The sequence below is a fragment of the Streptomyces sp. YKOK-I1 genome, from assembly GCF_054660435.1.
In genome coordinates this window covers 4,036,794-4,058,759 of record NZ_BAAGDR010000001.1, presented here as the reverse complement: position 1 = coordinate 4,058,759, position 21,966 = coordinate 4,036,794, and the positions used below count along the sequence as shown (strand labels likewise).

19 protein-coding genes and 1 tRNA gene are annotated in these 21,966 nt (G+C 71.2%); 7 read left to right on the top strand and 13 right to left on the bottom strand.

The window, feature by feature from the left end; genetic code table 11:
- Positions 1–95: 95 nt before the first annotated feature.
- Positions 96–1,151 carry a LacI family DNA-binding transcriptional regulator gene (locus tag ACYQ8Q_RS17580; RefSeq protein WP_460066023.1) on the top strand — a complete coding sequence of 352 codons (1,056 nt, stop codon included), beginning with the start codon at positions 96–98 and terminating at the stop codon, positions 1,149–1,151.
- Between the two features lie 112 nt (positions 1,152–1,263).
- Here ACYQ8Q_RS17580 and ACYQ8Q_RS17575 read toward each other — a convergent pair whose 3' ends face one another.
- The 4 genes from ACYQ8Q_RS17575 to ACYQ8Q_RS17560 all read right to left on the bottom strand — a co-directional run bounded on the left by ACYQ8Q_RS17575 (position 1,264) and on the right by ACYQ8Q_RS17560 (position 6,080).
- Entirely contained in the window at positions 1,264–2,370 is a 1,107-nt protein-coding gene (locus tag ACYQ8Q_RS17575; RefSeq protein WP_460066022.1) for a M20/M25/M40 family metallo-hydrolase, read from the bottom strand.
- A complete protein-coding gene (menC, locus tag ACYQ8Q_RS17570; RefSeq protein ID WP_460066021.1) occupies positions 2,367–3,476 on the bottom strand; it encodes an o-succinylbenzoate synthase in 1,110 nt (369 codons plus the stop codon). The genes ACYQ8Q_RS17575 and menC overlap by 4 nt, the downstream gene beginning before the upstream one ends.
- The gene (locus tag ACYQ8Q_RS17565; RefSeq protein WP_460066018.1) at positions 3,473–4,315 is read right to left on the bottom strand and encodes a GNAT family N-acetyltransferase; all 843 of its coding nucleotides are present in this window, start codon (positions 4,313–4,315) and stop codon (positions 3,473–3,475) included. Before ACYQ8Q_RS17565 ends, menC begins: the two co-directional genes overlap by 4 nt.
- Positions 4,316–4,568: 253 nt before the next feature.
- Entirely contained in the window at positions 4,569–6,080 is a 1,512-nt protein-coding gene (locus tag ACYQ8Q_RS17560) for an amidohydrolase family protein (protein ID WP_460066015.1), read from the bottom strand.
- Positions 6,081–6,235: 155 nt separating this feature from the next.
- Here ACYQ8Q_RS17560 and ACYQ8Q_RS17555 point away from each other — a divergent pair, with 155 nt between their 5' ends.
- A complete protein-coding gene (locus tag ACYQ8Q_RS17555; RefSeq protein WP_460066013.1) occupies positions 6,236–7,246 on the top strand; it encodes an Lrp/AsnC family transcriptional regulator in 1,011 nt (336 codons plus the stop codon).
- A 56-nt stretch (positions 7,247–7,302) separates the two neighbouring features.
- Here ACYQ8Q_RS17555 and ACYQ8Q_RS17550 read toward each other — a convergent pair whose 3' ends face one another.
- The 3 genes from ACYQ8Q_RS17550 to ACYQ8Q_RS17540 all read right to left on the bottom strand — a co-directional run bounded on the left by ACYQ8Q_RS17550 (position 7,303) and on the right by ACYQ8Q_RS17540 (position 11,122).
- A complete protein-coding gene (locus ACYQ8Q_RS17550; RefSeq protein WP_460066012.1) occupies positions 7,303–8,628 on the bottom strand; it encodes an MFS transporter in 1,326 nt (441 codons plus the stop codon).
- A gap of 203 nt (positions 8,629–8,831) precedes the next feature.
- Positions 8,832–9,590: a class II aldolase/adducin family protein gene (locus tag ACYQ8Q_RS17545; protein ID WP_460066010.1), complete on the bottom strand. Its 759-nt coding sequence runs from the start codon at positions 9,588–9,590 to the stop codon at positions 8,832–8,834.
- A 71-nt stretch (positions 9,591–9,661) separates the two neighbouring features.
- A complete protein-coding gene (locus ACYQ8Q_RS17540) occupies positions 9,662–11,122 on the bottom strand; it encodes a sodium:solute symporter family protein (RefSeq protein WP_460066008.1) in 1,461 nt (486 codons plus the stop codon).
- Between the two features lie 114 nt (positions 11,123–11,236).
- Here ACYQ8Q_RS17540 and ACYQ8Q_RS17535 point away from each other — a divergent pair, with 114 nt between their 5' ends.
- Entirely contained in the window at positions 11,237–12,832 is a 1,596-nt protein-coding gene (locus tag ACYQ8Q_RS17535; protein WP_460066006.1) for a PucR family transcriptional regulator, read from the top strand.
- A gap of 126 nt (positions 12,833–12,958) precedes the next feature.
- Here the strand turns inward: ACYQ8Q_RS17535 and ACYQ8Q_RS17530 are convergent.
- The 4 genes from ACYQ8Q_RS17530 to ACYQ8Q_RS17515 form a co-directional block, all read right to left on the bottom strand.
- A tRNA-His gene (locus ACYQ8Q_RS17530) sits at positions 12,959–13,031 on the bottom strand.
- Between the two features lie 117 nt (positions 13,032–13,148).
- A complete protein-coding gene (orn, locus tag ACYQ8Q_RS17525; protein WP_460066004.1) occupies positions 13,149–13,751 on the bottom strand; it encodes an oligoribonuclease in 603 nt (200 codons plus the stop codon).
- A 140-nt stretch (positions 13,752–13,891) separates the two neighbouring features.
- The gene (locus ACYQ8Q_RS17520) at positions 13,892–15,115 is read right to left on the bottom strand and encodes a helix-turn-helix domain-containing protein (RefSeq protein WP_460066002.1); all 1,224 of its coding nucleotides are present in this window, start codon (positions 15,113–15,115) and stop codon (positions 13,892–13,894) included.
- Between the two features lie 377 nt (positions 15,116–15,492).
- A complete protein-coding gene (locus tag ACYQ8Q_RS17515; protein WP_460066000.1) occupies positions 15,493–15,855 on the bottom strand; it encodes a hypothetical protein in 363 nt (120 codons plus the stop codon).
- Positions 15,856–16,198: 343 nt separating this feature from the next.
- Here ACYQ8Q_RS17515 and ACYQ8Q_RS17510 point away from each other — a divergent pair, with 343 nt between their 5' ends.
- The 3 genes from ACYQ8Q_RS17510 to ACYQ8Q_RS17500 all read left to right on the top strand — a co-directional run bounded on the left by ACYQ8Q_RS17510 (position 16,199) and on the right by ACYQ8Q_RS17500 (position 17,913).
- Complete coding sequence (locus tag ACYQ8Q_RS17510) at positions 16,199–16,726, top strand: universal stress protein (RefSeq protein WP_460065998.1); 528 nt, start codon at positions 16,199–16,201, stop codon at positions 16,724–16,726.
- A gap of 152 nt (positions 16,727–16,878) precedes the next feature.
- Positions 16,879–17,442: a GPR1/FUN34/YaaH family transporter gene (locus ACYQ8Q_RS17505; RefSeq protein WP_460065996.1), complete on the top strand. Its 564-nt coding sequence runs from the start codon at positions 16,879–16,881 to the stop codon at positions 17,440–17,442.
- Between the two features lie 258 nt (positions 17,443–17,700).
- Positions 17,701–17,913, top strand: coding sequence for a hypothetical protein (locus ACYQ8Q_RS17500; RefSeq protein ID WP_460065994.1), 213 nt, complete (start codon positions 17,701–17,703; stop codon positions 17,911–17,913).
- 158 nt (positions 17,914–18,071) lie between these two features.
- Here the strand turns inward: ACYQ8Q_RS17500 and glmS are convergent, their stop codons facing one another.
- Positions 18,072–19,889 carry a glutamine--fructose-6-phosphate transaminase (isomerizing) gene (glmS, locus tag ACYQ8Q_RS17495; RefSeq protein WP_460065992.1) on the bottom strand — a complete coding sequence of 606 codons (1,818 nt, stop codon included), beginning with the start codon at positions 19,887–19,889 and terminating at the stop codon, positions 18,072–18,074.
- A 52-nt stretch (positions 19,890–19,941) separates the two neighbouring features.
- Positions 19,942–20,199: a hypothetical protein gene (locus tag ACYQ8Q_RS17490; protein ID WP_055632282.1), complete on the bottom strand. Its 258-nt coding sequence runs from the start codon at positions 20,197–20,199 to the stop codon at positions 19,942–19,944.
- Positions 20,200–20,385: 186 nt separating this feature from the next.
- Between ACYQ8Q_RS17490 and ACYQ8Q_RS17485 the strand changes: the two genes are divergently transcribed.
- Complete coding sequence (locus ACYQ8Q_RS17485; protein ID WP_460065990.1) at positions 20,386–21,948, top strand: purple acid phosphatase family protein; 1,563 nt, start codon at positions 20,386–20,388, stop codon at positions 21,946–21,948.
- The last annotated feature ends 18 nt before the right edge of the window (positions 21,949–21,966 follow it).

Below are 21,966 nucleotides of genomic sequence, written 5' to 3'. Positions count from 1 at the left end.
GGCACATAACCGACTGATGGGCTCCGGACGGGCCGAGTGGTCGGGACTGTTAGATTCCAGGCCAGCGTGATGACGACGGCGGGAAGGCGGAGCCCATGGCAAGCCACGGAGCGCGGGGCCGCAGCGGTGGCAGGCCCACCCTCGAAGAGGTGGCCGCCCGGGCCGGCGTGGGCCGCGGCACGGTCTCCCGGGTGATCAACGGGTCGCCCCGGGTCAGCGACGCGACCCGCGCGGCGGTGGAGGCGGCGGTCGCGGAACTCGGCTACGTCCCCAACACGGCCGCCCGCGCCCTCGCCGCGAACCGCACGGACGCGATCGCGCTCGTCGTGCCCGAGCCGGAGACCCGGTTCTTCGCCGAGCCGTACTTCTCGGACATGCTGCGCGGTGTGGGCGCCGAACTCGCCGACACCGAGATGCAGTTGCTGCTGATCTTCGCGGGCAGCGACCGGGAGCGCCAGCGCCTGGCCCAGTACCTGGCGGCGCACCGCGTGGACGGGGTCCTGCTGGTCTCGGTGCACGCCGACGACCCGCTCCCGGACCTGCTGGCCCAGCTGGAGATCCCGGCGGTGATCAGCGGTCCGAGGTCCGCCGGGGAGACGCTGCCCTCCGTGGACTCCGACAACTACGGCGGCGGCCGGTCGGCCGTGGAGCACCTGCTGGCCCGGGGCCGCACCCGGATCGCCCACATCACCGGCCGCCTCGACGTGTACGGCGCCCAGCGCCGCGTCGACGGCTACCGCGACGCCCTGCGGGACGCCGGGTACGCGGCGGACGAGGGGCTCGTCGAGCCCGGCGACTTCACGGAGGAGGGCGGGCACCGGGCCATGATGGCGCTGCTCTCCCGCCACCCGTCGCTGGACGCGGTGTTCGCCGGCTCCGACGTGATGGCGGCGGGCGCCCGCCAGGCCCTGCGCGAGGCGGGCCGCCGTATCCCCGAGGACGTGGCCCTGGTCGGCTACGACGACTCGGCCATCGCCCGCCACATGGACCCGCCCCTGACGAGTGTGCGCCAGCCGATCGAGGAGATGGGGCGGCGCATGCTGGACCTCCTCCTCACCGAGATCGCGGACCGCCGCCCGGCGGCCTCCCGCGGCCTGGAACGCCGCCAGGTGGTCCTGGCGACGGACCTGGTGGGGCGGGCCTCGTCCTAGGCAGGCGATCTCGACGTTGTTCTCCGCGGCCCAGGTGCCTGCCAGGGGCAGGGGTTGCCATGCCGCGCTGCCGCCCGGCCGACCTTGGCGGTCACGCGCTGAGGTGGTCTCTTCAGGCCGCCAACAGGCAAGCGATGAGGCCGGCGACCAGGGCCGACCGGCGGGGCATCTCGGCGATGACGGTGTACTCGCCCTCGGCGTGTGCGTGCGCGCCGACCGCGCCGAGGCCGTCCAGGGTGGGGATTCCGATCCCGGCAGTGAGGTTGCCGTCGGATGCGCCACCGACGCTGACCGCGCGGATGTCCCCCAGACCGAGGTCCGAGGCGGTCGCGCGGGCGAGGTCCAGCAGGTGCGTGGCCTGGCCGGCCTCCATCGGCGGTCGGTTGGGGCCGCCCTCGACGGTGACTTCGGCGCCGGGCAGCACCCGGGTGAGCGCGGTCATCCGGGCGTGCAGGGCGTCCTGTTCGGCGCGGGTGGTGGCTCGGGCGTCCACATGGAAGCGGCCCTCGGCCGGCACGGTATTGCTCGTGGTGCCGGCGGCGGCGAGGGTCGGCGTGACGGTGACCCCGCCGGAGCCGAACGAGGCGACGGTGCGTGCCTGTTCGGCCAGCTCCAGGAACGCGTTGACGCCCCTCTCAGGTTCCAAGCCGGCGTGCGCGGCCCGCCCCGAGACCCGTACCAGGTACTGGCTGACGCCCTTACGGCCGGTCTTGAGGGCACCGTTGGCGCTGGCCTCCAGCACCAGCACCGCCCCGGCACGGGCAGCGACCTTCTCGATCAGCGGCCGGGAGACCGGGGAGCCGATCTCCTCGTCGGTGGTCAGCAGCATGCCGCAGCCCGCCGGGGCGCCGAGCGCCTCCATCGCGTAGAGGCCCTGCACGACCCCGGCCTTCATGTCGAAGACGCCCGGGCAGGAGAGCGTGGTCTCGGTGCGCGGGGGCTTCGGCCAGCGGGCGAGGGTGCCGACCGGCCACACCGTGTCGAGGTGGCCGAGCATCAGTACGCCGCCCGGCTCCGGCTCCCAGTACAGTGCGGGGCGGTCCTGCTCGTTGATCCACTCGGGAGCGCGCCCGGTCACACGGGCGCCCAGCTCGGCGGTGTGCTCCGCGACCTCGGCCAGCCGGGCGAAGTCGTCGGACGGCGACTCCACCAGGCACAGGCCGAGGACGTCCTGGACCATCTCCTCCGTGCGCGCGGTCAGTTCATCGAGCAGGGTCACGGCTTGAGCACCTGCGTGGAGACGGTGAACTCCTCCAGCACCTCGGGGATCGGCGCGACGCCGATACCGGGGCCGGTGGGAACTTCGATGCGGCCGTCGGCGGTCATCGTGATCGGCTCGGTGAGGTCCTGCTCGAAGTAGCGGTCGGAGGCCGAGATGTCCGAGGGCAGAGTGAAGCCCGGCAGGCCGGCCAGGGCGAGGTTGGCCGCCCGGCCGATGCCGGTCTCCAGCATGCCGCCTGCCCAGACGGGGATCCCTGCGGCTGCACAGACGTCGTGGACGCGCCGCGCCTCCAGGTAGCCGCCCACCCGGCCCGGCTTGATGTTGACGATCGCGCAGGCGCCTGTGCGGATGGCCTCGTACGCGGCCCGCGCCGACACCACTGACTCGTCGAGGCAGATCGGGGTGTGCGTGACCCTGGCGAGCTGGGCGTGGCCCGCCATGTCCTCCTCGTCGAGCGGCTGCTCGATCATCAGCAGCCCGAACGCGTCGAGCCGGGCAAGGTGGCGGGCGTCGCCACGGGTGTAGGCGGAGTTGGCGTCCACCTGCAGGAGCAGGTCGTCGCCGAAGCGCTCGCGGACCGCGGCGACCGGCTCGATGTCCCAGCCGGGCTCGATCTTGAGCTTGATCCGGCGGTACCCGGCCTCGAGACAGCCCGCCACCGCGTCAAGCAGGGCGGGGATCTCGTCGTGGATGCTGACGGACACGCCTGAGTCGCAGTGGGTCGCGGTCGCGCCCAGGTGGCGGCTGAGGGGAACCCCGGCGGCCTTCAGCTGGGCGTCGAGTACGGCCGTTTCCACGGCCGCCTTGGCCATACGGTGGCCACGAACCGGCGCCAGCAGCGGGGCCACCAGGTCGGCGTTGACGCGATCGGCCGCGAAGAGCGGCGGCAGCAAATGGTCGGCGATCACGCGGTGCGCGGCGTCCGTGTACTCGCTGGAGTACAGCGGATCGGCGAGCGCGACGCACTCGGCCCAGCCCTCGGCCTGGTCGGTGACCACCCGGATCAGCAGCACGTCGCGCTGCGTCTGCGTGCTGAAGGAAGTACGGAAGGGGGACACCAGCGGGATGGCGACCCGCCGCAGTTCGACGGCCTCGATGTTCATCGGGATGATCCTCGGGTTTCCGGGGTTGCTTCGGTCGGGTCTCGGTCGGTGGACGTTGCGCAGGCGCTCGGGCCTCGGCGGGCCGTGGTGAGTAGATAGGTGCCGTCTCCGCCTGCGCCCGTCCAGCGGTATCCGGTGTGCAGCAGCGGCTCCATCACCTCGCGCAACGCGAGCCGCCAGTCCAGGACCAGCGACGGGTCGGCCGGCGGCGCGGACGGTACGCGCAGCCGCACTGCCCCGCCGGGGAGGTGGGAGGGAGCGCGGCGTACCGGCCGCCCGTCCTCGCCGATGTCCAGCACGAGGCCGACGGCCGGGGAGGCGGGGGATCGCGCTTGGCCGGTCTCGGCCTCCGCCAGGTCCCAGTGCACCAGGACCCGGTCGGTGGGGACGCCCCGGTTGAAGTCGTCGTTCATCGCCCCGTAGAAGTCCGCGTGGTAGGAGACACCCGCGGCGCCGAGCCGGGCCAGGTTGAAACAGGCGTTGTGGACCCGCAGCGGGTCGAAGGTCCATGCCATTCGCCTGATGCCTCGCTCCAGGCACCAGTCACGCTGGCCGAGCTTGATCGCCCGGCCCACACCGGTGCCGCGCCACTGCTTTTCGACGCCGACCACATGTGAATGCAGCAGTGTCCCCTCGGTGTCGCAGCCGAGGAACCCCACGGCCACGCCGGCCAGCCGCCCCTCGACATAACCGCCCAGGACTTGTGCCCCGGCGTGGCTGAGCGCCCGCATGAAGGGGAACGGCACGGGCGGAACCTCCGCCTGCCACACCCTGGTGATCAGGTCGGTCGCCGCCAGCATCTCCTCGACGCCGGTCAGTTGTCGTACACGCGGGTTCACGACGGCTCCCTCGACGGCGGCGACGGCCTCGGCGACTCCTGGACGACGGCGCGAGCGAGGACAGCAGTGGCGTCCACGGCCATGGGCGCCGCAGTCACCGTGGCGGCCTGCAGGTGGATGGCTGTCATGACCCCCTGCCGGGCCGCACGGTCGGGGATCACGGGTTCCAGGTCTTGGCACACGAGGGCCCGCTGGTACGGCTCGGCGGTGCCTCGGACACGGACGTGTCCGCCCCGTCGGCGCGTATGGGCGTTCACGCCTTGCTTCCGCGCAGCGGCCGACCGGGCATCGCGGCGAGGTTGATCTCGCCGTCGTGTACGACGAATTCCCCGCCCACCAGGACGTGCCGGAATCCCTGTGAGGACCGCGTGGGGTGTTGGTAGGTGGACCGGTCGTGGACCGTGAGCGGGTCGAAGACGACTACGTCGGCGTCGGCGCCGGGCTGCAGCCTGCCCTTGCGGCGGGCGTCGGGGGCTGCGCGTTCCAGCGCCTGCGCGGGGAGCAGCGTGGCGCGGCGGATCGCTTCCGGCAGGGAGAGCAGTCCGGTTTCCCGGACGAGGACGCGCAAGGTCCGGGCGAAGGTACCAGTGCTGCGGGGGTGGGTGACCGCCCCGGCCGGCGGCGGCCATTCCGCTCCTGTCAGCGGTATCCCGCCGGCGCCCTGGAGCGGCATCGCGTCGGAGGCGATCATCGTGTCGTCGAAGAGCAGGGCGCGGCGCATGATGTCGCGTTCGTCCATGCGGGATTCGTCCAGGTACTCGATGACGGCCAGTGCGCCGGGGTCCTGGGCGCGCAGCTGTGTCAGTCGCCCGGCGCCGGCCGGCCTCTCCCCGGTGGGGGTGTAGATGATGTGGGAGGGCGTGATGCCGAGCCGGGGCAGGTTGTCCGGATGCAGGAAGGCCGCACCGATCGCGGTCATCGACGCGCCGTACGGATACGCTTCGGTGGTCACCTGTACGCCGCGTGCACGGGCGTTGCCGACGAGTTCGGTCACCACGTCGATCTGCCGGAGCGAGGTGCTGTTCATGTGGCACAGGTGCATGTGCGCGCCGGTGCCGAGCCCGGCCGCGACGACCTCCTGGACGCCTTGCAGAGCCGTGCCCGGCTCTGCGTCGTTGCCGTGCCTGGCGTGGGTGAAGGTCGGTACGCCGTGCCGGGCCGCCAGTCGTGCCACCTCGAGGTACTCGCGGTGGGCGGAGTCGGGGGCGTAGCCGAGAAGGACGCCGATGCCGAGCGCGCCGAGTTCGAGGTCGCCTTCCAGGATGTCGAGGATCCGGCGGATGTCGTCCGGGCTGCCCACGGCGCCCCAGCGTGTTCCGCCGAGGTGGGCGGCGAGCGTGGTCATGGTGCGCGGGTCCAGCCCGTCCATGACGGACATCCGTGCCGCCGCCCAGGAGGCGGAGTACCCGTAGTTGATGGGGCGTCCGTCCTGTGCGGCGTCGCGGTAGGCGCCTTCCAGCCAGGTGGAGCCGCCTTCGAGTTCGAGGACGGTCGTCACACCGTCCAGGGCTTGCAGCCGCATGGAAGTCGTGGTCAGGGCGTGGCTGTGCAGGTCGATGAAGCCCGGCGCGACCACGTGTCCGCAGACGTTGACCACGCGACGGGCGTGAAGTGGCTCCTTGGAGAGGGCGGCGATGCGTCCGCCGTTGACCGCGACGTGCCGCACGGCGTCAAGACCGGTCTCCGGATCGATCACCCGGCCCCCCGACAGCACCAGGTCGTACTGCTGCTGAGTGTCCGCCGAGTCCCCTGCGTTCCCGTCCACGTGATGGCCCTCCTCCTGCGCGCATGTCCTCCGGTCAAGCCCCTCGGGGCTCCGGCAGCGACCTTGTATCGGCACCATGTCACGATGGACAATGCGAAGGTCTGGATAGAAGTAAATGGACAGCAGGTGCCCCTCAGGCGCCGGAAAGGGACAGTGTGCTCAGCGAAGACGACCTGGCGCTGCTGGACGCCCTGCAGGTCAACCCGCGTGCCTCGTGGACACTGATCGGCCGGGTCCTGGAGATCGACCCGGTCACCGCGGCGCGGCGCTGGGCGCGGTTGCAGCAGGACGGCATGGCCTGGGTGTCGGTCACGCTCGGCCCGCACGAGGCGAGGCAGTTGTCCCTCGCGGTCGTCGAGATCCAGTGCGAGCGGGGGGCGAATGCAGCCGTCGCCGCGGCTATGGCCCGGTCGAGCTGCATCGTGTCGGTCGAGCACGTGGCAGGTGAGAACGATCTGTCCGCAATCGTTGTCGCGGCCGACTTCCCGACCCTGTCCGACCTGCTGCTCGTCGGGCTGCCGAAGCTGGAGGGGGTGGCCCGGATCCACAGCTACTTCGTGACCCGGCTGTTCGAGGCCACCGGGCGCTGGCGGCTGCATGTGCTCGGCCAGAACCAGGTCGGTCGGCTGCGCGAGGCCTATCCGGAGCGGTCCGCGGAAAAGGCGCGTTCTCTCGGAATCACCGACCGTGCGCTGTTCCGTGAGCTCAGCACCGACGGGCGGCGCAGCTATGCCGAGGTCGGCGAGGCGCTGGGGATGTCCGCCCGCACGGTACAGCGGCGGCTGACGGCGTTGATGTCCCGCCGCGAACTGGCATTCCGCTGTGATGTCGCCAGGGTCCTGACCGGCTGGCCCAGCTCTGCCCTGCTCTGGCTGAGCGTGCCCGACGACCGGATCGAGGAGGCGGGGCAGGTCCTGGGCCGAAGGCCGGAGGTCCGCACGTGCCTGGCCCTCGCCGACAAGCGCAACCTGCTGGTCACCATCGGTCTGCGGCAGGTCTCCGATCTGCATGAGCACATCACCCGGATCCTGCGCGATGCCCCGTATGCGCGGATCGTCGACCGGAACATTGTGCTGCGCCAGGAGAAGTTGTACGGCCAGATCCTGGCCCCGGACAGCCGGGCGGTCGAAGCCATTCCGATCGACCCGTGGGCCGACCGGCTGTAGGGCCCACAGGGTCGTGGGCCCCAGCCGGCCGGCCCGTGCCGGGATTCGTGTCCCGCCTACTCCAGCGCCTTCCCCTTGGTCTCGGGCATGAAGAAGACGACGGCGGCCCCCACCAGCAGCAGGGCAACGGTGTAGCCGAGGAAGAGGTCGGTGTGCCCCCGACCGGCCAACCAGGTCAGCAGGTACGGTGCGGTGCCGCCGCAGAGCGCCACGGCGATCGAGTACGGCACCCCCATCCCCGAGGCACGCACCTGCGTGGGGAACAGCTCGGCGAGGACCGCCGGAAGGATCGACGTCCCCAGCGCGATCAGAACGCCTGCGATCGACATGGCCAGCGTGAGCTGCCATGCCTCGCCCTGGATGAGGCGGTTCAGCGGAAAGGTCGCCGCCGCCGCACCCCACGTGAAGATGAGGAGGTTCGGCCGTCGCCCGATGCGATCGGACAGCGCCCCCGCGAGCGGCAGCGCCGCGATGATCACGGCCAGGGCGACAACGCCGGACCACAGTGCGGCGGACGGCGGCATGTGCTTCACGGTGATCGCGTACGTCGGAGCGGCGACCACGAACGTGTAGACGAACGTGGTCCCGCCGACGACGAGCCCGATGACGCGGAGGGCCGCGGTGCGGTTGTCCCAGATGCCCCGTGCGAGCGAGGTCCGGGATCCGGCCCGTTCCGCGGTTTTGGCCTGCTCGTACGAGGGAGTCTCGCTCAGCGTGCGGCGCAGGAGGAGGGTGAGGATCCCGAGTGCCCCGCCGACGATGAACGGCACCCGCCAGGCCCAGCCGGCCATCTCCTCCTTGGAGAGCACGCTGGTCATCGTGGCGCCGAGCAGGGTGGCCAGGAGGATGGCCGCGTAGCCGGAGATGTAGATGCTGCTCGACCACAGACCCCTACGGCGCGGCGGAGCCATTTCGGCGATATAGGTGTGCGAAGCGGCGATCTCTCCGCCGTATGCAAGCCCTTGAAGGAGCCGGGCGAGCACGAGTACCGCCGATGCGGCCACACCCACGCCCGCGTACGTGGGAGCGACACCGATCAGCAGACTCCCGGCGGAGGCGAGGGCGATCGACAACAGCAGAGACGCCCTTCGGCCGCGCCGGTCGGCGAACCAGCCGAACAGGAGGCCGCCGATCGGGCGCATCCCGAATCCCACGGCGAACACCGCGAGCGTCGAGAGCAGCGCGGAGAACGAGTTCCTCGGGTCAAAGAACTGCACGGCGATGAACGGCGCGAAAATCGCGTAGACGTTCCAGTCGTACCACTCGAGCGCGTTGCCCATCCCCGTGCCGGCGATCGTGCGCCACCGTTGTGGCCGGCTGAGCGAAGGGCCTGCGTCCACGCCCTCCACATCGACCTCGACATCAGTGCGGTCGGTCTTCATCGGGCTCCTCCTGTGTCCACTGCTACTCGCACGACCCTTCCGACGTGTGACCGGGGTGACTGTGCGTTGTGAGGGATCAGGGTGGCCGGAGTCCCTACAGCAGGGTCTGGAACGCAGGAATCAGCCTCATACTGGCATCATTGTGCAGTCTTCAGACTGCCGGGCCGGGTCGGGTTCACTCTGAGGAGATGGCCGAAGGCCGGTCAGTCCTGGTAGCCGGGGGCGATGCGGTCGACGAGCCGGAGCAGTGCCGACCAGGCGAGGCCGTAGGCCGTGTCGTCCTGGAGGTCGGAGTCGTGGGCTTCGCCGGTGAGCTGGCGGGCAGTGAGCTCGCAGGTCTCGGGATCGGGAACGACGAGCTTGGCACCCCCGGCGGCAGCGGTCGTCTGGATCTCGCAGGCCTTGTCCAGGTAGTACATGCGCAGGAACGCCTGCGCCGGGGTCTCCCCGACGGTCAGCAGGCCGTGGTTGCGCAGGATCATCGCCGGGTGGCCGCCGAGGTCGGCGACCATTCGCCGTTGCTCGGAGAGGTTGAGGGCGACACCCTCGTAGGAGTGGTAGCCGAGCCTGCCGTAGAACTCCATGGAGATCTGGTTGAGCGGGAGCAGGCCCTCCTCCTGGGCGGCGACCGCGCACCCCGCCCTGGTGTGGGTGTGCAGCACGCACCGGGCGTCGGGGCGGGCCGCGTGGATCGCACTGTGGATGACGAAACCGGCCGGGTTGACGGGGTGGGGGGTCTCCTCGACGGGGTGGCCGGACAGATCGATCTTCACCAGGTTCGAGGCGGTGACCTCCTCGAAGAGCAGCCCGTAGGGGTTGATCAGGAAGTGGTGCTCCGGGCCGGGGAGCCGCACCGAGATGTGCGTGAAGATGAGATCGGTCATCCGGAAGTGGGCCACCAGGCGGTAGACGGCTGCGAGTTCGCGGCGCAGGCGGAGTTCTTCCGTGCTGAGGGTGGGCATGGAGGGCCTTTCCGGGGCAGAGGCGTACGGCACGTGCGGGTGCGGGTGCGGGTGCGATCGGGTGGTGGGTGTCAGGCCGCGCTGAGCTCCGGGGCCGTGGCGGCCGGGGTGGATGTGGGCTCGCCCGCCAGGCGCCGGCGCCAGGTCTCCAGGACCGTCTCGTCGGTAGGCCGGGTCACCAGGCTGACGGCGACGTAGGCGGCGAGGCCGGCGAGGAGGCCGTAGTAGATCGGCTCGTTGGCGAGGAGGCCGTCGGTCACCATGAAGACGATCACCGTCGTCCCGCCCGCGACCATCGCGGTCAGCGCGCCCGGCAGGTTGCCGCGCCGCCAGACCAGCCCGCCGAGGATCGGTACCAGCAGGCCGCCGACGAGCAGGTTGTAGGCGACGGTGAGCGCCTCGATGACGTCCCCGAGGACACAGGCGATCGCCATGGCGGCCACGCCCAGGACGACGATGGCGAGCCGGTTGGAGCCGATCCCCTCGTGGTCGGCCGATGCCGTACGGCGGCGCAGCCGGGCCCAGATGTCCTGGTGGGCCACGGTCGCGGAGGCGATCAGGGCGCCGCTGGCGGTGGACATCATCGCGGACAGGGCGGCGGCGAGGACCAGTCCGCGGACACCGGTCGGCAGGGCGTGCCTGACGATGGTGGCGAACGCCTGGTCGGCGGCGGCCAGGTTCGGGTAGAGGGTCCTGGTCGCCATGCCGATGAACGCGCCGGCCACGGCGTACACCAGGCAGTAGACACCGGCGACGGTGCCGCCCCAGGCCGCGATCCTGTCGCTGCGCGCGGTGAAGACGCGCTGCCAGATGTCCTGCCCGATCAGCATGCCGAAGGTGTAGATCAGCACGAAGGTGACGATGGTCTGCCCGCCGATGGAGGTGAGGGAGAAGTAGCCGCCCGGCAGCCGGTCGGCCATGGCGCCGAAGCCGCCCGCCTTCACCACCGCGATGGGCAGCAGCAGCACGAGCACGCCCACGCTCTTCACGACGAACTGCACCATGTCGGTGAGCGTGATGGACCACATGCCGCCGAGCGCCGAGTAGCCGACGACGATCGTGCCGCCGACGACCACCGCGACCCAGCGCGGCACGTCGAAGAGGACGTCGAAGACACTGGCGTACGCGATCGTCGAGGTCACCGCCAGCATGAGGGTGTAGATCCACATGACGACGCCCGAGATCACGCTCGCGGCGTCGCCGTAGCGCAGCGACAGCATCTCGGCGACCGTGTAGACGCGCAGCCGGGAGATGCGGGCGGAGAAGAAGACGCTCAGCGCCAGCAGTCCGAGGCCGATGGCGCCGACCATGGCGGCACCCGAGAGGCCGTAGCTGTATCCGAGGCGTACCCCGCCGATGGTGGAGGCGCCGCCGAGGACCACGGCGGCCATGGTGCCGGTGTACATGAGCGGGCCGAGCCGACGCCCGGCGACCAGGAAGTCGCTCTTGGAGGCGGCACGGCGTCTGCCCCACCAGCCGACACCGATGATGCCGAGCAGGTAGGCGGCCATGACGAGATAGTCGACGGTCACGGGAACCTCCGGGGGAGGAGAGGAAGTGGGGAGGGGGAGTGGGGGGTGACATGACCGTAGCCAGGGGGTGTACTGCTACTGAAGTGCCGCTTCTGTCTGATCTGGAGACGCTCGTTGGACGAATCCGCACATGGGACCGCCGCCGCCGAGCAGCCGTCCGTGCGCCTCGGTGTGCTGCTCGCCGACCCGGGCCTCGGTCTCACGCAGGTCGCCGGTCCGGCGGCCGGGGACCGCCTGGCCGGCGCGGTCGGCACCACGGAGCTGGACGACCCCACGCCCTATCTCGTCGGCGGTGAACTCCTCCTCACCTCCGGCGTACGGCTTCCCGACGACGCGGACGGCATCGACACCTACGTACGACGGGTCCTCGCCGCCGGAGTCGCCGCGCTCGGCTTCGGCGTGGCTCCCGTGCACGCCGAGGTGCCGTCCGAACTCGTCCGTGCCTGCGACCGGCACGGCCTGCCGCTCCTGCGTCTCCCGCCCGCCACCCCGTTCGTCGCCGTCGGCCAGGCCGTCTACGCCGCGATCGGCGAGGCCCGCACCCGCGAGCTGCGGGAGATCTCCCGGGCCCAGTCGGCGCTGGCCTCGGCCGCCGCCCGCCCGGACGCCCTCCGCGCCGTCCTCGGCCAGCTAGCCGCCCACACCGGGGCGTGGTGCGTCCTCTACGACGCCCAGGGCACCGAACTCCTCTCGGCGGGCCGGCGCCCCGCGTCGCCGAACCTGCTGCGCGACCTCGCGGTCCGCACGCTGCGGCGGGACAGCGGTCCGACGGCGGCCGCGACCCACGACGCCGACCTGGGCAGCCACCTCACCGTCCACACCCTGCCCGCCGGCGGCGGGCGTACGGCCGCAGTGACGCTGGCCCTCGGACAGGCCGCGACCGAGCCCCCCACCGCCGTGCACCGCGCGGTGACCGGCACGGCGACGGTCCTGCTGGCCCTGCTCACCGGCCCGCGGCACGCGCTGAGCACCGACACCCACGGCGTCGGCGCGCTGGTACGGCTGATGCTCGGGGCCACGCCGGCCGAGGTCACCGCCGAGCTGGTCCCGGACGGGCCGGTGGGCGGGGCGGCGGACGGTCATTGGACGGTGGTCCACGGCCGATACGCCGATGCCGCCGGGGCGCCGCCCTCCGTCGGCGTGCCGCGGCTGGCCGCCCTGGCAACCCTGTTGGGCACCCCGTACGTGCGTATCGACGGCCCTGGGCTCAAGGCGCTGGTCCCCTGCGCCGCCGACGCCCGGCCGCAGGTGCCCGCCCTGGCGGCCGAGCTCGGCTGGGTCCTCGGCTACAGCGCACCCGCGCCCGCACGCGATCTGCCCCGCGCCGACACCCAGGCCGAACGCGCCCTGCAACGCGCCCTCGCCGCCGGGACACCCGCCGTCGTCCACACGACCGATCCCCTCACCCTCCACTCACTCGTCGACCCGTCCGACGCCCGCGAACTCGCCCGCACCCGCTTCGCCCGTCTGGACCGGGCCGGCCCGCCAGGCGCTCCGGTCCTCCTCGACACCCTGCGGACCTGGCTCACCCTCCACGGCAGCTGGGACCGCACCGCGGCGCTCCTGGGAGTCCACCGCAACACCGTCCGCCACCGTCTGGCGCGGCTGGCCGACCTCCTGGAGGTCGACCTCCAGGACCCCGGGGCCCGGATGGAGCTCTGGTTCGCCCTGCAGTGGCTACCGGGCGAGGCACCGCACCCGCGTCCCTGAACCGGCGGCAGTCACACGGCAGGGTCGGGCCACGACGGCGGAGGCGTGGTGGTCGGGGTGGAGGACGGCCTGGAAACGCATCAGCCGGTGACCTCCCTTTCGGGAAGTCACCGGCTGATGACTCAGGGTGAGTGACGGGACTCGAACCCGCGGCATCCTGGACCACAACCAGGTGCTCTACCAGCTGAGCTACACCCACCAAGACCGGCTGTTGACTTTGTGTCGTCTCCGACCGGCCGAGAAAAAGTGTACAGGGTCCGAAGGGGTGCTCGCGCACGGCTTTTCCCGGGGCCGTCCGAGGGCCGTTCCCGGCGCCCTACCGGGCGGGCAGCACGTGCTTCGCGGCGATCGCCCTCGCGGTGTCGGAGTCGGGGCCGGGCTGCGCCACGAAGACGGCCTCGCGGTAGTAGCGCAGCTCCGCGATCGACTCGCGGATGTCGGCGAGGGCGCGGTGGTTGCCGTTCTTCTCGGGGCTGTTGAAGTACGCCCTCGGGTACCAGCGGCGGGCCAGCTCCTTGACGGAGGAGACGTCGACGATCCGGTAGTGGAGGTAGCCCTCGAGGGTCGCCATGTCACGGGCGAGGAAGCCGCGGTCGGTGCCGACGGAGTTGCCGCACAGCGGGGCCTTGCCGGGTTCCCTCACATGCTCGCGGACGTAGGCGAGGACCTGGGCCTCGGCCTCGGCGAGGGTCGTGCCGCCGGCCAGCTCGTCCAGCAGGCCGGACGCGGTGTGCATCTGGCGCACCACCTCCGGCATCGTCTCCAGTGCCTTGGCCGGCGGCCGGATGACGATGTCCACCCCCTCGCCGAGGATGTTCAGCTCGGAGTCGGTGACGAGGGCGGCAACCTCGATGAGCGCGTCGTCGGACAGCGAGAGGCCGGTCATCTCGCAGTCGATCCACACCATGCGATCGTTCATGCGACCACCCTAAAGCGGAGGTCCGCTTTTGTGGCGTCCCTGTGCTGGTGCTCGCGCCCTGGGGGCTCCGCCCCCGGAGGGGAACGGCTGAGGGCGGCGGGGCCGACATGATCATCGTCCCCGCCGCCCCGCTCACGCTGCTACATCCCGCTTCGCTGCCCCGGCAGACTCGCCCGGGACGTCGCGTACGCCTCGCGTGCGTGGTCGGACGCGAGGCCGGGGCCCAGGGCGCCGGAGCCGGCCGTGCGCCTGATCTGGGGAGGGACCGGGCCCGGGCCCTCCGGGTGGAGGGACGGGGGCGGACCCGCCGGTGACGGCGGTTCGGCCTCCAGTACCCGCTCGCCCTGCGGCCGGCGCGCCCGGTACGCCGCCCGGTAGGCGGCCGGGGACGAGCCGAGCTGGCGGCGGAAGTGGCCGCGCAGCGCCACGGGGGAGCGGAAGCCGCAGCGGCCCGCGACCTCGTCCACCGAGTAGTCCGACGTCTCCAGCAGGCGCTGTGCCTGCAGGACCCGCTGGGTGATCAGCCACTGGAGCGGCGCGCTGCCGGTCAGCGACCGGAAGCGGCGGTCGAAGGTGCGGCGCGACATGTACGCGCGCGCGGCCAGCGTCTCCACGTCGAACTGTTCGTGGAGGTGTTCCAGCGCCCAGGCGACGACCTCGGCGAGCGGGTCGGCGCCGATCTCCTCCGGTAAAGACCGGTCGAGGTAGCGCTCCTGGCCGCCCGACCGGCGCGGGGGGACGACGAGACGCCGGGCCAGCGCGCCGGCCGCCTCGTTGCCGTGGTCCGTCCGCACGATGTGGAGACAGAGATCGATGCCGGCGGCCGTGCCCGCCGACGTCAGGACGTCGCCGTCGTCCACGAAGAGCTCTCGTGGATCGACGTGCACCGACGGATAGCGCTTGGCCAGCGTCGGTGCGTACATCCAGTGGGTGGTGGCCGGGCGGCCGTCCAGCAGACCCGCGGCGGCCAGCACGAACGCGCCGGTGCACAGGCCCACGATGCGGGCACCCTCTTCATGCGCCCGCCGCAGCGCGTCGAGCGCGTCCTCCGGTGGCGGAGAAGTGATCGAACGCCAGGCCGGCACGACGACCGTGCCCGCCCGTGAGATCGCTTCCAGGCCATGCGGCGCGGTCAGTTCCAGGCCCCCTGTGGTCCGCAGCGGGCCTTCCTCGCCGCCGCACACCAAGAGGCGATATCGCGGCACGCCGGCGTCCTGGCGGTCAATCCCGAACACCGACAGCGGAATGGAACTCTCGAAGATGGGGCCGCCGCTGAACAGCAGCACCGCGACGATCTCCTTGCGGCGTCGCCCGGAAAGCTTCCGGGCCGCGGTTTCCGGCGCGGCAGTGGAGTCGTGGCTCATCCTGCTAAGCCCCCCTCGGTGGTCGCGGCTCCTCGGTTGTGTCGCTCCTGCACGTTTCCCCTCGGTCCTGCACGAGTCCCCCGCCGTAGACAGTCAAGATCGAATCTACTGTGTCGCGCGTCGCCGGAGTGGCCAGTTCGGCACCCGGCGGATTGTCGACTTGGCAACTTGGCGTGAAGCATTCGATCACGAAGCGTTGCACTCGGGGAGCGTGCAGGGAAGTGCGCCTCGTCGTAGTGGCCAATCCCCGTAGGGTGCGCAGGGCTCCCGGGGGGTTATACGCGCAGGTGGCACGGGGGGTGGGGGGTGGTTACGGCAAGGGATGCACAGGGGACGGAAGTTGGCTGAAAAGCGCCGTTCCGGTGCGTGAAAACCGGTCAACCGGCCGGTGAGTTTCCCCCGGAGTGACGACCGCCACGGTGGGACCCCGTTCCGGTGCGCTGACCGCGCCCCCGGTGGTGCGCCTGCGGCGCGTGTTCCCCGGTCCCGGCGCCCCGCGCATCCTCCTCCTCGGCGAGCAGCCGGGCCGCGCCCCGCTCGGACTGCCGCAGCAGCAGCCGGCAGACGGCCGTAACGGCGGCGAGGCCCAGGGCGGTCCCGGCTGCGCCGGCGAGGGAGGTGCCGTACCAGAGGAGGACCACCGGGACGAGGACGCAGCAGAAGGCCGCCCAGCGGATCAGATCGGTCGTGGTGCGCTCGCTGCCGGGACGGGGGGCGGACGGCGGGCGCGACGGCGGCATGGAGCGGGTTCCTCCCTCGGGCGGCGGGTAGGGTGCGGCCGGGGCGGCTCCCGGCGCACGGTGCTCAACGCGGGCGGGGCCGGTCGGTCACTCCGGAGCCCCCTCCGGTCGGCCACGGGTAAGTGAATCCTGTGCAAACCGCCTGTACGGGGCAGCAACCATTGCGTTACGGGCGCCCCCTCGTGCATGCTCCCTGGAACCCCCACCGAGGGTGCTCGGGGTCTGGGCGTAGGAGGAGTGGCGCCGTACCCTTGGGGGTATGGGGTGGGGAAGACAATTCCCGGACACAGCTCCGACGCTCCAGCCGTCCAACCCATACAAGGATCGATACGCCGAGACAGCCATGGCCGGTCACGAATTCTTCGAACCCGCGGACCGCAAGCGGCCCGTCGCCGACCCCACGGCGGCCGAGCCCCTGGCGGCGGAAGAGGCACGCCCCACCTGCGATCCCGCCTTCAAGCACGGCGTGGTCGTCGGCTTCGACGGCTCCACCTCCAGTGAACGCGCCCTCGCGTACGCCATCGGCATGGCCCACCGCTCCCGCGCGGGCCTGATCATCGTCCATGTCGCCAACCGGCTGCCCACGACCGTGTGGGCGGGCTGCGAGCCGCCGGTCTTCGTCGACGTGCCGGACCACCGCACCGAGGTGCTCGGACTGGAGCTCGCCTGCGCGGAGTACCTCGCCGAGGTGCCGTGGATCCTGGTCGAGCGCGGCGGCGACATCTGCCACGAACTCGAAGAGGTGGGACGGGAGTACGAGGCGGACGCGATCGTCGTGGGTTCCACGCACGGCATCGTGGGCCGGATCTTCGGCTCCGTCGCCGGACGCCTCGCCAAGCGGGCGAAGCGGCCGGTCGTCGTCATCCCGTAGCCCTCTCACGGCTCCCGCGCAACTCTCCCGCGCTTCCTTCGTACGGTGTTCGCGCGCCCCCCGAATTCCCCTGCTCCCGCAGGTGTTTGTGCCCTTGTGAAGGGCATATATCGGTCACCGCGCATCGCACAACCGCATGAAGGGAGCCCGCCGTGGACAATGACGTCTCCGCGGGAAGCACCACCACGATCGTCGGCCGACTCGCCCTGGGCATCACCCTGTTGGCGTTCGGACTCGGGTACACCGACCTGCTCGACGGCGTGACGGCGGCGGACGCCGTGACCATCGCTCACTACATCGGCGGCGTCGCCCTGTTCGTCGCCGGCCTGCTGGCCCTGCGCGACCGCGATACGGCGAGCGGCACGGCCTTCACCGTTCTCGGCGCGTTCTGGTTCACCTGGGCCGTCTCCGCCGGCTCCCAGGCCTCCGACAACGCCGCCGGGCTCTTCCTGCTCCTGTTCGCCCTCGTCGTGCTCTCCCTCGCCGCGGCGGGCGGGGACCAACTCACCCGGGGGACCTACGGGTTGTTCCTGGTGGCGCTGGTGCTGATGGCCGTCGCCGCGTTCGCCGGCAACGACTCGCTCACCAAGGTGGGCGGTTGGTTCGCCGTCGCGGCGGGAGCGGTCGCCTGGTACGCCGCCACGGCGGCGATGGCCCACTGGCCCACCGTGCTCCCGCGACGGGCTGCCGGCCGCGGTGTGACGGCCGCCGGCTGAAACGGCAGCCGACGCCGGGGAGTTCGGGCAGCCCCCCGGCCTACCGGGCGGACCCCGCGACCGACGACGTCGCGCGGGGTCCGTTCCCTGTCGGTATGTTGCCGCGCTCGCCAACCCCGCCGCGAGGATCCACGCCTTCCGGCTCTCGGGGAACGTCCGCTCCAACGGCGTCCGGAACGTCAGGCTCCACCAGGCCGGTGTGTCCGGCGCGGAGGGCTGGGCCGGATCGGCGTCCGCTTCTCCGGCAACCTGATCGATGTGGAGGGCCACGAGCCGGCGGTCCTGCACGGCGACCGGCCGACCGTGATGCCGGAGGCCCTGCGCGACGCGCCCCTGGAGACGCTGACCGCGGAGTTCGACCCGCTCGGCCACGACTGTCACTGGGTCACCGAGGCTGACGGGACCCTGGTCCCGTGGCACGAGCCCCGGCCCCCCAGGACGCGGAACCTGATCTTCACGCCGCGGGGATGAGGACACGTCGGGCGACACCCCGGGCCGCCGGGCTGCGCCGACGGGAGCCGCCAGGCAGCGCCGGGAGCGCGCACCCGCTGCGCGGCCCCGACCACGTCGAGAACGCGCCGGGCGATTCCTCACGCCCGGCGCGCTGTACCTCGTACGGCCTGTGCGGACTACTCGACCGTGACCGACTTGGCCAGGTTGCGCGGCTTGTCGATGTCGCGGCCCAGGGCCTTCGCCGTGTAGTAGGCGAGGAGCTGGAGCGGGATGCCCATCAGGATCGGGTCCAGCTCGTCCTCGTTCTTCGGGACGACGATCGTGCGGTCGGCCTTCTCCTGCTCCTGGTGCGCCACGGCGACGATCCGGCCGCTGCGGGCCTTGATCTCCTCCAGCGCGGCGCGGTTCTTCTCCAGCAGGTCGTCGTCGGGGACGATCGCGACCGTCGGCAGGGCCGGCTCGATCAGCGCGAGCGGGCCGTGCTTGAGCTCGGAGGCCGGGTAGGCCTCCGCGTGGATGTAGGAGACCTCCTTGAGCTTGAGGGAGGCCTCACGGGCCACCGGGTAGCCCCGGACACGGCCGATGAAGAGCATGGAGCGGGCCTCGGTGAACTCCTCGGCCAGCTTCTTGATCTCCTCCTCGTGGGAGAGGATCTCCGCGATCTGCCCAGGCAGCTTGCGCAGCCCCTCGATGATCCGCTTGCCGTCGCGGACCGACAGGTCGCGGGTGCGGCCGAGGTGCAGGGCGAGGAGGGCGAAGGCCACCGTCATGTTGGTGAAGCACTTGGTGGAGACGACGCAGACCTCGGGGCCGGCGTGGACGTAGATACCGGCGTCCGCCTCGCGGGCGATCGCCGAGCCGACCACGTTCACGACGCCGAAGACCCGCGCGCCCTTGCGCTTCAGCTCCTGGACGGCGGCGAGGACGTCGTACGTCTCACCGGACTGGGAGACGGCCACGTAGAGGGTGTCGGGGTCGACGACCGCGTTGCGGTAGCGGAACTCGGAGGCCGGCTCGGCGTCGGCGGGGATCCGGGCCAGCTCCTCGATCATCTGGGCGCCGATCATGCCCGCGTGGTACGAGGTGCCGCAGCCGAGGATCTTCACGCGGCGGATCTGCCGGGCCTCGCGGGCGTCCAGGTTGAGGCCGCCGAGGTGCACGGTGGAGAAGCGGTCGTCGATGCGGCCGCGCAGCACACGGTCCACGGCGTCGGCCTGCTCGTGGATCTCCTTGTGCATGTAGGTGTCGTGGCCGCCCATGTCGTAGGAGGCGGCCTCCCACTCCACGGTGGTGGGCTCGGCCGTGGTGCGGGTGCCCTCCGTGGTGTAGGTGCGGAAGTCGTCGGCCTTGAGGGTGGCCATCTCGCCGTCGTCCAGCGTGACTATCTGGCGGGTGTGGGCGACCAGTGCGGCGATGTCCGAGGCGACGAACATCTCCTTCTCGCCGATGCCGAGGACGACGGGGGAGCCGTTGCGGGCGACGACGATCCGGTCCGAGAAGTCGGCGTGCATGACGGCGATGCCGTAGGTGCCCTCGACGACCCGCAGGGCCTGGCGGACCTTCTCCTCCAGGGTCTCCGCCTGGGAGCGGGCGATGAGGTGGGTGAGGACCTCGGTGTCGGTCTCGGAGAGGAACTCGACGCCGTCCGCCTCCAGCTTGCGGCGCAGGTCGGAGGCGTTGTCGATGATGCCGTTGTGGACGACGGCGACCTTGTGGTCGGCCGACATGTGCGGGTGGGCGTTCACGTCGGAGGGGGCGCCGTGGGTGGCCCAGCGGGTGTGGGCGATCCCGGTGGTGCCCTTGAAGCGCGCCGGGACCTTGGCCTCCAGGTCACGGACCCGGCCCTTGGCCTTGACCATCTTCAGGCCCGCGGTCTTCGGGGTGGTGACGACTATGCCCGCCGAGTCGTAGCCGCGGTACTCCAGCCGCTGCAGGCCTTCCAGCAGCAGCGGGGCCACGTCACGCTTCCCGATGTATCCGACGATTCCGCACATATAAGAGGTATCCCCAAGCTGTTTCCGTCACCCGCGGTCTCCCGTGGGTGAGTCACCCGTAGACGATGCGCCGCAGCTGCCGTACGGACAGCTCCGGCGGCGCGACCGCCCGGTACTGAAGGTCCGCCGCGATCCGTTCGAAGATCTCCGCGTTCACCAGGCCGTCGGCCTGGAGTTCGCGGTGGCGGCGACGGACGTAGTCCTCGGTCGTCTCGTCGAAGAAGGCGAGCACGTCCTGGATCACCCGCAGCGCCTCGCCCCGCTGGAGGGGCGTGGACCGCATCAGATGATCAACCAGTTCGTCGTGCACCCGGTAGATCCTGAGGTACGGGAGCGGGTTTCGCAAGAAATCTGCCCGATTTCGGGCAGGGCTCTGTTAAGGGGCCTTGGGGGAACCTTGAATGTGTTATGAGCGCCTGTTCGTGAACCGTCCATTTGGCGTCTTGCGGTCCGTCGCCCGGGGCGACGATTTTCAGACCTCATGGACACTCCTCGCATGGGCGTACCCGACCAGCTCGCCGAGCGCATGAGCATGGCCGAGCAGCACGAGTACCTGCGCGCACGATTCTCCCGGCGCACGATGATCAGGGGTGGCGCGGTCACCCTGGGCGCCGTCACCGGTGGCGCGTTCGTGACCGGGGCCACGGCCCAGGCCGCCGTTCCCACGCAGCCCCTGTCGCACACCGAGGAGGTCGACGGCTCGCTCGTCGCCCCCTTCGGCCGTCACCTCGCCTGGGGCAACGACCCCCGCACGGAGATCACCGTCTCCTGGCAGGTCCCGGTCGCCGTGAAGAAGCCCTTCATCCGCATCGGCGCCCACCCCTGGGACCTCTCCCGCAAGATCGAGGCCGAGGTCCGCAGCCTCCACACCCCGGCCGGGGTCGGCGCGTCCGGCGACCACACCCAGTACTACCTGCACGCCAAGCTCACCCATCTGCGCCCCGGCCGCACGTACTACTACGGCGTCGGCCACCAGGGCTTCGACCCGGCCGAGGCGCACCTGCTGGGCACCCTGGGCACCTTCACCACCGCCCCCGACCGCGCCGAGCCCTTCACCTTCACGGCCTTCGGCGACCAGGGCGTCAGCTACCACGCCCTCGCCAACGACAGCCTGATCCTCGGCCAGAACCCCTCCTTCCACCTGCACGCCGGAGACATCGCCTACGGCGACCCGGCCGGCCAGGGCAAGGCCACCGACACGGGCTTCGACTCGCGCACCTGGGACCAGTTCCTCGCCCAGACCGAGTCCGTCGCCAAGTCGGTGCCGTGGATGGTGTCGTACGGCAACCACGACATGGAGGCCTGGTACTCGCCGGGCGGCTACGGCGGCGAGGAAGCCCGCTGGAACCTCCCGGACAACGGCCCCGACAAGGCGAACCTGCCGGGCGTCTACTCCTTCGTCTACGGCAACACCGCGATCATCTCGCTGGACCCGAACGACGTCTCCTTCGAGATCCCGGCCAACCTCGGCATCTCCGGCGGCACCCAGACCACGTGGTTCGAGGCGCAGCTGAAGAAGTTCCGCGCCTCCAAGGACGTCGACTTCGTCGTCGTGTTCTTCCACCACTGCGCGTACTGCACCTCCACCGCGCACGCCTCGGAGGGCGGTGTCCGCCAGGAGTGGGTGCCGCTGTTCGACAAGTACCAGGTGGACCTGGTCATCAACGGTCACAACCACCAGTACGAGCGCACCGACGTGATCAAGGGCGACACGGTCACCAAGAAGCTCCCGATCGGCGGCACGGCGTACCCCGAGACCGAGGGCGTCGTCTACGTCACGGCGGGCGCCGCGGGCCGCAGCCTGTACGCCTTCACCGCCCCCGACTCCTACGAGGGCCACCTCAACGAGGTCGACTCGGTGGCGTCCTTCGTCAACACCAAGGACGGCAAGGTCAACGAGACCGTCGCCTGGTCCCGGGTCCGCTACCTGAACTACTCCTTCCTGCGCGTGGACGTCACCCCCGCGCCGAAGGGCCGCTACACCACCCTGAAGGTCCAGGGCATCGCCGAGACCGGCGACCGCATCGACCACTTCACGGTGGCCCGCAAGGCCAAGTAGCTCCGCGGCGGGCGGTCC

What these genes read in the sequence shown, in the direction of transcription:
- menC (WP_460066021.1), bottom strand. Translation starts at nt 3,476, where the DNA reads ATGAACATCGAGGCCGTCGAACTGCGGCGGGTCGCCATCCCGCTGGTG.
- ACYQ8Q_RS17515 (WP_460066000.1), bottom strand. Translation starts at nt 15,855, where the DNA reads ATGCCGCCGTCGCGCCCGCCGTCCGCCCCCCGTCCCGGCAGCGAGCGC.
- ACYQ8Q_RS17545 (WP_460066010.1), bottom strand. Translation starts at nt 9,590, where the DNA reads ATGCCCACCCTCAGCACGGAAGAACTCCGCCTGCGCCGCGAACTCGCA.
- ACYQ8Q_RS17550 (WP_460066012.1), bottom strand. Translation starts at nt 8,628, where the DNA reads ATGAAGACCGACCGCACTGATGTCGAGGTCGATGTGGAGGGCGTGGAC.
- ACYQ8Q_RS17580 (WP_460066023.1), top strand. Translation starts at nt 96, where the DNA reads ATGGCAAGCCACGGAGCGCGGGGCCGCAGCGGTGGCAGGCCCACCCTC.
- glmS (WP_460065992.1), bottom strand. Translation starts at nt 19,889, where the DNA reads ATGTGCGGAATCGTCGGATACATCGGGAAGCGTGACGTGGCCCCGCTG.
- orn (WP_460066004.1), bottom strand. Translation starts at nt 13,751, where the DNA reads ATGAACGATCGCATGGTGTGGATCGACTGCGAGATGACCGGCCTCTCG.
- ACYQ8Q_RS17520 (WP_460066002.1), bottom strand. Translation starts at nt 15,115, where the DNA reads ATGAGCCACGACTCCACTGCCGCGCCGGAAACCGCGGCCCGGAAGCTT.
- ACYQ8Q_RS17485 (WP_460065990.1), top strand. Translation starts at nt 20,386, where the DNA reads ATGGGCGTACCCGACCAGCTCGCCGAGCGCATGAGCATGGCCGAGCAG.
- ACYQ8Q_RS17510 (WP_460065998.1), top strand. Translation starts at nt 16,199, where the DNA reads ATGGCCGGTCACGAATTCTTCGAACCCGCGGACCGCAAGCGGCCCGTC.